General features: G+C 56.1%; 10 protein-coding genes and 1 riboswitch. Of the genes, 4 read left to right on the forward strand and 6 right to left on the reverse strand.

From position 1 onward, the window contains the following. Window positions 1-48: 48 nt before the first annotated feature. Complete coding sequence (locus BFR47_RS08670) at window positions 49-1,293, forward strand: malic enzyme-like NAD(P)-binding protein (RefSeq protein WP_071472691.1); 1,245 nt, start codon at window positions 49-51, stop codon at window positions 1,291-1,293. 190 nt (window positions 1,294-1,483) lie between these two features. On the opposite strand, the gene trmA is transcribed toward BFR47_RS08670, so the two are convergent. Further along, window positions 1,484-2,581: a tRNA (uridine(54)-C5)-methyltransferase TrmA gene (gene trmA, locus BFR47_RS08675; RefSeq protein WP_071472692.1), complete on the reverse strand. Its 1,098-nt coding sequence runs from the start codon at window positions 2,579-2,581 to the stop codon at window positions 1,484-1,486. A 142-nt stretch (window positions 2,582-2,723) separates the two neighbouring features. On the opposite strand from trmA, the gene BFR47_RS08680 reads away from it, so the two are divergent. Next, the gene (locus BFR47_RS08680; protein WP_071472693.1) at window positions 2,724-3,251 is read left to right on the forward strand and encodes an ATP--cob(I)alamin adenosyltransferase; all 528 of its coding nucleotides are present in this window, start codon (window positions 2,724-2,726) and stop codon (window positions 3,249-3,251) included. A gap of 92 nt (window positions 3,252-3,343) precedes the next feature. On the opposite strand, the gene BFR47_RS08685 is transcribed toward BFR47_RS08680, so the two are convergent. The 4 genes from BFR47_RS08685 to BFR47_RS08700 form a co-directional block, all read right to left on the reverse strand. Continuing rightward, the gene (locus BFR47_RS08685; RefSeq protein WP_175514083.1) at window positions 3,344-3,913 is read right to left on the reverse strand and encodes a hypothetical protein; all 570 of its coding nucleotides are present in this window, start codon (window positions 3,911-3,913) and stop codon (window positions 3,344-3,346) included. Continuing rightward, window positions 3,898-4,278, reverse strand: coding sequence for a hypothetical protein (locus BFR47_RS08690; protein WP_071472695.1), 381 nt, complete (start codon window positions 4,276-4,278; stop codon window positions 3,898-3,900). The genes BFR47_RS08685 and BFR47_RS08690 overlap by 16 nt, the downstream gene beginning before the upstream one ends. A gap of 454 nt (window positions 4,279-4,732) precedes the next feature. Then, on the reverse strand, window positions 4,733-5,098 hold the full coding sequence (locus BFR47_RS08695; RefSeq protein ID WP_071472696.1) for a hypothetical protein: 366 nt from the start codon (window positions 5,096-5,098) through the stop codon (window positions 4,733-4,735). Between the two features lie 9 nt (window positions 5,099-5,107). Continuing rightward, a complete protein-coding gene (locus tag BFR47_RS08700; protein WP_071472697.1) occupies window positions 5,108-6,448 on the reverse strand; it encodes a sulfite oxidase in 1,341 nt (446 codons plus the stop codon). A 180-nt stretch (window positions 6,449-6,628) separates the two neighbouring features. Then, window positions 6,629-6,827, forward strand: a riboswitch (cobalamin riboswitch). A gap of 39 nt (window positions 6,828-6,866) precedes the next feature. Here BFR47_RS08700 and BFR47_RS08705 point away from each other — a divergent pair. Further along, a complete protein-coding gene (locus tag BFR47_RS08705; RefSeq protein ID WP_071472698.1) occupies window positions 6,867-8,675 on the forward strand; it encodes a TonB-dependent receptor domain-containing protein in 1,809 nt (602 codons plus the stop codon). Between the two features lie 281 nt (window positions 8,676-8,956). Continuing rightward, window positions 8,957-9,763 carry a glutamate racemase gene (murI, locus tag BFR47_RS08710; protein WP_071472699.1) on the forward strand — a complete coding sequence of 269 codons (807 nt, stop codon included), beginning with the start codon at window positions 8,957-8,959 and terminating at the stop codon, window positions 9,761-9,763. A gap of 9 nt (window positions 9,764-9,772) precedes the next feature. On the opposite strand, the gene BFR47_RS08715 is transcribed toward murI, so the two are convergent. Further along, on the reverse strand, window positions 9,773-10,246 hold the full coding sequence (locus BFR47_RS08715) for an RNA recognition motif domain-containing protein (protein WP_071472703.1): 474 nt from the start codon (window positions 10,244-10,246) through the stop codon (window positions 9,773-9,775). Window positions 10,247-10,763 lie beyond the last annotated feature (517 nt).

Here is a 10,763-nt window from a genome sequence, read left to right on the forward strand (position 1 = left end):
ACACTTAGATTATTATAATGTCAACAATCGCATCAGGGTACTCGTAGAATGACCGACTTCCGTCAAAAAGCGCTCGATTATCATGCCTTGCCCAAACCGGGCAAGATTTCCGTTGAAATCAGTAAGCCGGCCGAAACCGCCAGGGATCTCGCCTTAGCCTACAGCCCGGGTGTGGCCGAACCGGTGCGCGAAATCGCCGCCGATCCTGAAAATGCCTACAAATATACCGGCAAGGGTAATCTGGTTGCCGTTATCACCAACGGTACCGCCATTCTGGGCCTGGGTAACCTGGGCCCTCTGGCTTCCAAGCCGGTAATGGAAGGCAAGGCGTTGCTGTTCAAACGCTTCGCCAACCTCGACTCCATCGATATCGAAGTCAAGCACCGTACTACCGAAGAATTCATTCAGACCGTGGCAGCCATTGCCGACACCTTTGGCGGCATCAACCTGGAAGACATCAAGGCACCCGAGTGCTTTGAAATCGAAAAGGCGTTGATCGAACGCTGTAACGTACCGGTGTTCCATGACGACCAGCACGGCACCGCCATCGTCACGGCCGCCGGCCTGATCAACGCCCTGGAAGTACAGGGCAAGCGCATCGCCGAAGCCCGCGTGGTGTGCATGGGCGCCGGTGCCGCCGCCGTGGCCTGTATGGAGCTGCTGATCAAGTGCGGCGCCCAGCGTGAGAACATCTACATGTTGGACCGCAAGGGTGTTATTCACACTCGCCGTGACGATCTGAACGAGTACAAGGCGCTGTTTGCCAACAACACCGACAAGCGCACTCTGGAAGACGTGATCACCGATGCCGACATCTTCGTGGGCGTGTCCGGCCCGGATGTACTGCCGGCCGAAGCGGTGGCACTGATGGCCCCGAATCCGGTTATCTTTGCCTGCTCCAACCCGGATCCGGAAATCAAGCCCGAGCTGGCTCATTCCGTACGTCAGGATCTGGTCATGGGTACCGGTCGCTCCGACTACCCGAACCAGGTGAACAACGTGCTGTGCTTCCCCTTCATCTTCCGTGGTGCCCTGGATGTTCGCGCGTCCTGCATCAACGACGAGATGAAAGTAGCCGCCGTCGATGCTATCCGTGGTCTGGCCAAAGAGCCGGTACCGCAGGAAGTGCTGGTTGCCGCCGGCGTGGATTCGCTGGAGTTTGGCAAGGACTATGTGATTCCCAAGCCGATGGATCCGCGCCTGCTGCCGCGCGTTGCCCGGGCCGTGGCCGTGGCCGCCGTGGAGTCCGGCGTAGCCGGCATCGTGCTGCCGGAAAACTACATGCTGGATTGATGATAGGCATGACATGAAAAAGGGGAGCTTCGGCTCCCCTTTTTGCGTTTGTGCAACCTTGTATGGCCGGTCATTCCTGCGCAGGCAGGAATCCATGTCACAGAGTGATTCCGGTGCAATGGACCCCTGCCTTCGCAGGGGGTGACGCTGATTGTTGAATTCAGATTCGGCAGAGAGCGAAACTGCTCGCTCACTTGCGAGTCAGATAAACCCCGGCTTCCATATGATGGGTATAGGGGAACTGATCGAACAAGGCGAAGCGACTGATGTCGTGGGTCTGTGACAGGGTCTCCAGATTCTGGCGCAAGGTCTCCGGGTTGCAGGAGATATAGACGATATTGTCGTAGTCCTGCACCAGCTTGACGGTTTCCTCGTCCAGCCCGGCCCGGGGCGGGTCCACCAGTATGGTGTTGCACTCGTAGCTGGTCAGATCGACGCCCTGCAAGCGGCGAAACTCGCGTACCCCGCGCATGGCCTGGGTGAACTCTTCCGCCGACATCCGCAGAATGGTCACGTTGTCGATGCCATTGGCAGCAATGTTGTACTGGGCCGACTTGACCGACGAGCTGGCGATTTCGGTGGCCAGCACCCGGCGGAAGTTGGCGGCCAGGGCCAGCGAGAAGTTGCCGTTGCCGCAATACAGCTCCAGCAGGTCGCCGCTGGCTCCCTGGGTGGCATCCAGCGCCCAGCCCAGCATCTGTTCGTTCATGCGGCCGTTGGGCTGGGTAAAGCTGTTTTCTACCTGCTGGTAGATGAGCTCCCGGCCCGCCACCTGCAGCCGCTCCACCACGTAATCCTGGCCGACCACCCATTTCTGTTTCTTGGCCCGGCCGATGATGCTGGCGGAGATCCCCTGTTGTTGCAGTTGTGCCAGCACCCCCTGCACGGCGCTGTGCCAGGCCTCATCCAGCTGACGATGATAGAGCAGGCTGATCACCAGCTCGCCGCTCAGTGACGACAGAAAGTCGACCTGAAACAGCTTGCGGCGCAGCACTGGGTCGGGCTTGAGCGCATCCAGCAGCAGCGGCATGGCCTGGTTGATCAGGCTGGAGGCGGCAGGGAATTGGTCGACCCGGTATTTCTCTCTGGTGGCCTGATCAAACATGATGTAGTAGAGGTCATCGCCCTGATGCCAGACCCGAAACTCGGCGCGCATCCGGTAATGTTCGGGCTCGGAGGCAAACACGTCCAGCGCCGGTGGGGTAAAGGGCGCGAAGGTTTCCCTGAGCCGGTCGGCCTTTTCATCCAACTGTGCCTGGTAGGTTTGCGGGTTGACCACTGTGCTCATGAGTTGCCTCTCTGTAAAACGGAGCGCAAATTCTACGGCCTGCGGCGAATTTGTCCAGTTATCGCACGGCGGGCTGGTGGTCGGAAGCGGCTTTTGCCAGACTGCAGCCTCTGCTGACGGACTGAAATAAAAGGAAATAGCTATGCGGCGTAAAAAACCGGAGGATCTGCGGGAATGGTGTTATCCCTTTATCTTCGAGACCCGGCTGACCTGTGATTATGAAATTCTCACCGACGAACTGTGCTGTCATATCGGCGTGGTGCTGTCGCAGCTTGGCGAGGGTTTCGATGACATCAGGACCGATCTGGAGCAGTTGCAACCGCTGATCTACAACCTCAATGGCTCGGTACGGGGCAAGAACGGTATTTTCGAGCAGGATATCGACTGGCTGAAGGAGCGATACACTCATTACCAGCAGGCAACCGCCGGGCGGGTCACCGGCTTTGTGCTGCCGAGGGGGCCGGCACCGGTGCCGCAATTGCACCTGTGTCGTTGTACCGGCAAGAAGATAGTGCGCATGCTGGTGCGGCTGGAACAAGAGGGCAGAAAATTCGACGAAATCCTGCCTCGTTTTGCCAATGTGCTGGCCAACTTCTTCTTCGTGCTGACTGTGGTCATCAAGGATCGGCTGAACGTGGAAGAAGTACCTTACATCAGCATCAATTACTGAATCGGTACGGTTTTCCTGCCGCGGATCCAGGACACTGTGACCCGAAAGCCGCGTGATAGCCGGCAGCGGTCAGGGCCCGCTGCCGACTGCCTTTATCCGGCCAGAGCCTGGACAAGCTGACGATCGAACGAGAGGCGGCGCTCATCATCGAGCTGTGTGCGGATGCGTTGTTCCAGACGGCGGGCATGATGCTCAAAGCCCCAGCGACTCAGGGTATTCAGGTCTTCAATTGCCTTCGGCAGCTCCAGCTTGTCGCCGTCAATCTGTTCGTATTTGCCCATCAGCTGTCTGGCCTGCAGCAGACGTGCAGACAATTGACGCGTCAGCGGAAATTCATGACGGACTTGCTCGCCGTCGGTGTTGGCTGCACTCAGTGTCAGCATGGCCGGTGCGGTATTGCTGTCAATCAGAGACAGTAAGTCCACCGACAACCGGCCGTTTTCATCCGTTTCCAGCGGGGCAACCCTGGTACCCACGGTGGCCGTCAATGTGAACTGGCGCAGTGGTAACTCGCTTTTTTCGAGTTTTTGATCGATTTTCTCCCGTTCCGGGATGCCCAGCGCCTTTTTTTCTCTTCGGGCGTGACTTTCCATGTTCATGAGCGGATTGATGCCCGCCACCCCGTTGGCCAGCAGATCCTTGGTCATTACATCCGGCAGCATGCCAAAGAAAGGCACCACTCGACGACAGAGAGCACGACACCACCCGCGGTCATGACGATACCAACAGGGAATTCATACAGTTCACGAAGAGGCTGGTAGGGCGTGTAAACAGCGAGTGTTTTATTGACCGAGTAGATGGTGACACGGAATGACTCATGATCCGTCACACTGAAACGGGGTGAAGGTTGATCAATAAATCCCAGCCCGCCCCCCTGAGTCTGAAAAACATAATCCCGACGCACCGACTCCCGATCAATATCTATGGAGTTAACGGTTTCGGCGGGCAAGTGGTTGGCACAACCCGTTAGTGCCGCAGCCAGCATTCCGCCGGCTATCGCCGTTACGAGAGTATTCAATGACACCATGGTTTTCCTTTTCATTTCTATATCAAGCGGCTCGTGCAGGAGCCGGGGCGGTGGCAGATCAAGAGCACGCAGCACAAGCCTGCGTCAGGCTCGCTGGCCGGGAGCATATCGAGTGCACGAAAACTGAATGATCGCCGGTAATGGCGGAGGTTCATAAACGGGCATGCCAGTTCCATGCCCCAAGGTGAGACTGTTAATACAAGTTTCAATTATACCTTGTCAAGGCGGGGGGCTCCGTAACGCCGGTTTTTGGTCGCAGGCCGGTCTGGTCAAACCGATTCAATCGGCAGGAGTACTATGTAAAGCATCCAACGCAAAGCACCCGACATTTGCGGTGGATGCGATAAACAGAGGATGGGGCGTGCAGAAGAGTCGATGGGCCGGATCTGTCGTTCAGCCACGCAGGCGTGGCTGAACGTTGTTACCTTTTCATCGATGAGCCATCACGGAGTCTTTATTGGGGCTCGGACGGCTGGCGATAGGGATTTTCCGGCAACTGATCGGCCCGCAAGGGCGGGCGACGAGCGCCTTCCTTGGGGCCATAGGCGCTGCTCAGGTAATCCAGAATGGTCGCCTCGGTATTGGCGTCGAACGGCCACAACCCCTGCTTGTCCTGCATCCAGCGGATCAGCGACAGCCAGTGCTCACGACTGCCGCTGTTCTGGGTGACCAGTTTGGAGGAATGACAGGCGGTGCAGTTGTTGCGTACCGTTTCCCAGCCGGGGGCGATGATAAAGCCGGTTTGCGGATCCAGCTCGGCGGCCAGCGCCGGCGTGGCCGACAGGCCCAGCAACAGGCCCAGTGCAGCAGCACGTATCATGCTCACCTCCTAGACGATTTGTATCGCGATACGGTGACAGGCATTGTTCAAATAACCCTTGGGATTCCAGCCCGGGACCACCATTGGCTGGGCCTTACCTTCGCTGTCGACCGCCTTGGCCCATACTTCGTAATAACCCTTTTCGGGGAAGCTCAGCTCGCTCTGCCAGTGCTGCCAGGCCAGGCGATTGGCCGGGGCGCGCAATTCGGTTTTTTGCCAGGTAATACCGAAGTCGATGGAAACATGGAGCTCCTTCACCTCCAGATCACCGGCCCAGGCGTGGCCACGTACCAGCAAGGGCTCGCCGAGTTTGTGACTGATGCCGGTTTTGGGGAAGGTGATCAAGGATTTCACCGGCATGGACTCGATGATTTCCATATCCTCATCCGGCACCTGGGTGCCCGGAGCCACCGGATATTTGGGCACGCTGTAGGACGGAGCCGCCATCTTGTTGCCGTCGTGCACCTTGTTGCGGATGACGATTTTCTTCAGCCACTTGCCCGAGGTGGAGGCAGGCCAGCCGCCGCAAACCAGCCGTAACGGATGACCGTTCAATACCGGAATGTCTTCGTCGTTCATGGCCCAGGCGATCAGGGTTTCGTCTTCCAGCGCCTTGGACATCGGTACGCCTCGGGAAATGGCCTCCTTGCTCGGATCGCCGCTGGGATGCAAATCACCACCGTAGTAACCGATATAGACCGCGTCTTTCTTGATGCCGCAGGCTTCCAGCACATCCCGCAGCCGTACCCCGGTAAATTTGGGGCTGGCCACCGCGCCGGTGGTCCATTGGTTGCCGCTGGCGGCGGGCACGTATTCGCTCCGGCCGTTGCCGCCGCATTCCACCGTCAGCTGGTAACTATGGTGCTTGAAGCGTGATTTCAGCTCGGCAATGGTAAAGGTGGTAGGGGTTTCACAGGACTCGCCGGCAATCTCCAGGGTCCAGGTGGCCGGATCCAGCGCCTTGACGTCGGGCACCAGACCATTGTTGCGCACGAACATGTGCTTGGCCGGGGTGATCTCGTCGTCCAGCAGGTGCGGCGGGGTTTCGGCGTTGATGGGTCTGTCGTTGAGGATGGTCAGACCCTCTTTGCCCGGCAGAGCAAAGGGTTCGTCGCTCTGGGCAAAGGCGGCAGGGATCAGCCCGGCCGGCATATTTTTAGAGAAGGGAATACTGGCACCGATGGCCGTGGCCATGGCAAGCAGGCCACCACGCTTGAGAAAGCCCCGGCGGCTGCCGGCATCGGTCTCACGGTTCCATACCAGTTCATCGGCTTTGATCGGGTCTTCTGCGTACAGCTCGTGCAAACCCCGGCTGGGCTTTTTGTTCTTGTTGTTTGAGTCGTGTGCCATTTTTTTCTCCTTGTGTGCTCGTGGCGACAGGCCTGATCCACCGTCAATACAGCCTAGCAAACGACCACATGTTATCTACATGTAAATATTACTTAATTGAGACCCTTATCATATTAATTTTTATGATGAATTATGCGTGTTTGGCGGGGATGTATGCATATACAGTCAGGTCGCCTTTACCTATAATGCCCCCGCTTTGGTGCCGACAGGCATAAACGGGAATCCGGTGCAAATCCGGAGCTGGCGCGCAGCGGTAAAGAGGAACGACACGACAGGGGGCAACCCGGGCACTACCAGAGAGGGTGGGAAGCCGTCGTTTAGGTGGGCCATCAGGCCCGAGCCTCCAAGCCCGAATACCTGCCAAAGAGCCAACAGGAAGGGCCTGCTGGCAGTCACTACGCGTACTAGGAACTCATCAATGTCTAAAAACTGGCTGGCGGCTACCTTGCTGCCATGGGCAGCCTTTGCCCAGAATTCTACCGAATCCACCGATATCACCATCTACAACCGCGTCGAGCAGCCGGCTACCAGCGCCCTGGCGCCGGTCGAGGTGATCACCAAGGCCGAGATCGAACGCCGCCAGCCGCGTTCACTGGTGGATCTGCTTGAAACCTTGCCGGGCATGCAGTTCGGCAGCCAGAGTGGCGGTATCGGCCAGTTAAGTAGCCTGTTCGTGCGCGGCACCGAGTCTGCCCATGTGCTGGTACTGATGAACGGCCGTCCCATGGCGCAGATGGTGTCCAGCAATGTGGATTTCAGCCAGTTGCCGGTAAGCAACGTCGAACGTATCGAATACATTCGTGGTCCCCGTGCCGCCATCTATGGCTCCAGAGCCATCGGCGGCGTGGTCAACATCATTACCACCTCACAGGTGAATAGCGCCCAAGTGGGGGTAACCACCGGCAGCAATGACTACTATGCCGCCGATGTGTCCATCAACCAATGGGTGACCGACGCTACCCGGTTGCAGTTGGCTACCGGCTACCGGGAAACCCGCGGCTATGATGTTATTCCTGATAATAGCCAGTCAGACCGGGATGGCTTTGACAGCAAGAACCTGACTCTGGGTATCGAGCACAAGCTGAATCAGGCCTGGAGCTGGGATACCAATTTTAATGGTTGGGAAAACAACACAGAATATGATTATTATGAGCCATATTTTGGTTCTCCCGGATCTGACAGCAATCACACGGAGGCTTATCAGGTCGATACCGGCATTCGTTATCAGGACGAGCAATTAACCGGTCAGCTGAACGCCAGCTATGGCGAATACGAATCCGAAGACTGGAATACTGAATCCGGCCGAGATACTGCCTCCAATATCAGTACCGCCACTCACCGCCTGGATGGCCTGGTTCAGTATCACTACTCTGAGCAAGGTTATATCTTGTCAGGCATGGACTGGCAGCGGGATCGTCTGCTGGCTGAGACGACAAGTTACAGTGCTCCAGATCGTGACAACACAGGTGTATATGCTTCAGTCTTTCATACCTGGTCACCGGTATCGGTCGAGCTGACCGGTCGTGTCGATGACAACGAGCAGTTTGGCACCCATGGAACCTGGCAGAGCGCCTTGTCGGTTGACTTGCCAAATCAACATAAGACAACGTTAAGCTACGGTACCGCTTTTAGAGCACCAAACTTTATTGAGTTGAATTTTTTATCTGGTGAACCAGAACCTGAAAAGTCCGAAAATATAGAGCTTTCACTGGAAGGTGATTATTCATTATTTAGTTGGCAGATGAATTTATATCGCAATGATATTAAAGGATTATTGTTCAATCAGACGCCAACTGTAAAGGATAACACGGATGCTGTTATTGAAGGTGTTGAGTTTGTAATAAAAACCACAACCGGACCGGTTCATCATACCGCCAGCTTCGACTATACCGATGCGGAAGATAAACGGGCTCCCAATCAGGGAAAGCAGCTTCTTAATCGTGCTAAGCGCAAGTTCAGCTGGACCGGTGATGTTGATGTGGCCAGGACAAATCTGTTTGTCCAGGTATTGTATGTGGGAGAGCGGGAAACACCTGACGCGGTTACTTTTGAAAGGACTTTTACTCCTTCCTATACCATTTGGAATATCGGCGCCCGTTACCCGCTGACTCGGCAACTGATCCTGAACGGCAAGATCAACAACCTGTTTGACAAGGACTATCAGGTAGTCGATGGCTACGACGCCCCCGACATGGAATTCTACGTCGGCGCTGATTACCGCTTCTGAGTTAGTGGTGACCTCTTGAGCGTAACATCTAGAAGATCATGAAGAAGGATAAGGTGTTCCCGAAGCCAGCCGTTGATGGCATGGATGCCATCGCCGAGCATACAGGGATGTACTTGCTGTGTGTTGGTGTGGGATACCTTATCCTGGTACACACCTGACGGATGTAAGCCGGCCACTGCGCCGGCTTTTTCATGGCCGTCTTTGGCGCTATGATACTGCCCTTGCGCAGCGAGGGCAGGCCTTTCACATTAAGGGCCGGCTCTGCATAGAAAGGGCAGACAGTGGCAAACATTCTTATCTTCGACTCCGGCATGGGCGGTTTGTCCGTCTATCGCGAGGTCAGCAAGACCCTGTCGGGTCATCAATACCTGTATCTGTTCGATAATGCCTGCTTCCCCTATGGCGAGCTGGGCGAGTCACGGCTGGTAGAACGGGTCGTCGAGCTGTTCGAGGCCTTCGTCGCACGCCATTCTGTCGATATCGCCATTATCGCCTGCAATACCGCCAGCACCCATGTGCTGCCCGCACTGCGTCAGCGGTTGTCCATTCCGGTGGTGGGGGTGGTGCCGGCCATCAAGCCGGCCGCCGAATACAGTCGGCAATACGGCAAAGGCCACATCGGACTGCTGGCCACGCCGGGTACCGTGTCCCGTCGTTATACTGCCGAGCTGATCCAGAGCTTTGCCGCCGATTTGCAGGTGTCTTTGCTCGGTACGACCGAACTGGTGAAAATGGCGGAAGACAAACTTTCCGGTGCACCGATCGACATGCATCGCCTGGCTCAGATACTGGCACCCTGGCGGGGGCCGCAAGGGCCGGACACCATAGTGCTGGGCTGCACCCATTTTCCCTTGCTGGCCGACGAGCTGAGTTGCTGTCTGCCCCAGGCCAGATTGATCGACTCCGGTGCGGCCATCGCCCGCCGAGTCGCGAGTCTGCTGTTGCACTCGACGCCAGCGCAGCATGATCACCAGGCTAATATCGAGCCGGGCCAGCTGTTTTGCACCGAGATGACACAAAAAGCCCGGCGACAGGCCGGGACTTTTAATGAAGAAGGGTTTGACGCTCTCAGGTGTTTCGTACCTTAAGCGCCGTGATCAGGGTTGCCCCTGATCATCACTGCCTTCCTCATCATCTTTACGCTCATTGGCCTCTCTGACCTTCAGCGTCCTCTGCTGGAACTCTGATTCGTTCAACGCCTGCTGGGCTGCCCGAGCGGCATCACTCGGCATCTCCACAAAACCAAAGCCACGGCGTTTACCGGTGTGCTTGTCTTTCATCAGCCGAACCGATAACACCTGACCAAAGCCTTCAAACAGCGTCCGCACCGAGGCCTCATTGGCCCGGTACGGCAGGTTGCCTACATATAGCGTGGTCGTCGGAATAGCTTCCGGTACCGGGGGGCGGGTGAACAAGGGGGTCAGCAACCCTCCCAGCAGCAAGCCAAGTGCAAACAGAATGGCAGGAGACAGAGAAGGCGCAGTCAAGCCAATAACAACATAACCGACCAGGGCAAGGCCTAGAGCCAACAGGGCAGACTGAATATAAACAGGGTACTGGGATAACTTCATCGGCAGTCCAATCTCAAAGTGGATGAATGTGTATGGCATGTCTGCATCGAAACAATAGAGCTCATGCCATCGATAACAGCATAGCCTCAATTGAGCTATGCAGAGTAATGACTGCAAGCGGTAACCATCATAAATGTGATCTTGGATAATCAAATCAGACAGAGTTGTTCAAAATATGACCGCGAAGATGTTTGATACCCCGCGATCTGTGGGTAACTCTGTGACTAAGCTGTGCTTTTGCTTGGAGTATAAGCAATCAGTCACCAAAGCCCTGTTTTTTACAAAAAAGCCCTTGCGCAAAATCGGGCGGTCCCTATAATGCGCATCCACTGACACGGGGCAACACGCCAACGGTCACAAGGGTTCGAAACGAACGAAACAAAGTTTGCTTCAACGCTTGACGAACAAAACGGAATGCGTAGAATACGCATCCCTGACCTGAAACAAGGTCAACGCTCTTTAACAATATATCAAGCAAACTGTGTGGGCACTCGCAGGTAGTTGAGAAACAAAAAAA

The organism is Oceanisphaera psychrotolerans (genome assembly GCF_001870485.1).
GTDB lineage: Bacteria > Pseudomonadota > Gammaproteobacteria > Enterobacterales > Aeromonadaceae > Oceanimonas > Oceanimonas psychrotolerans.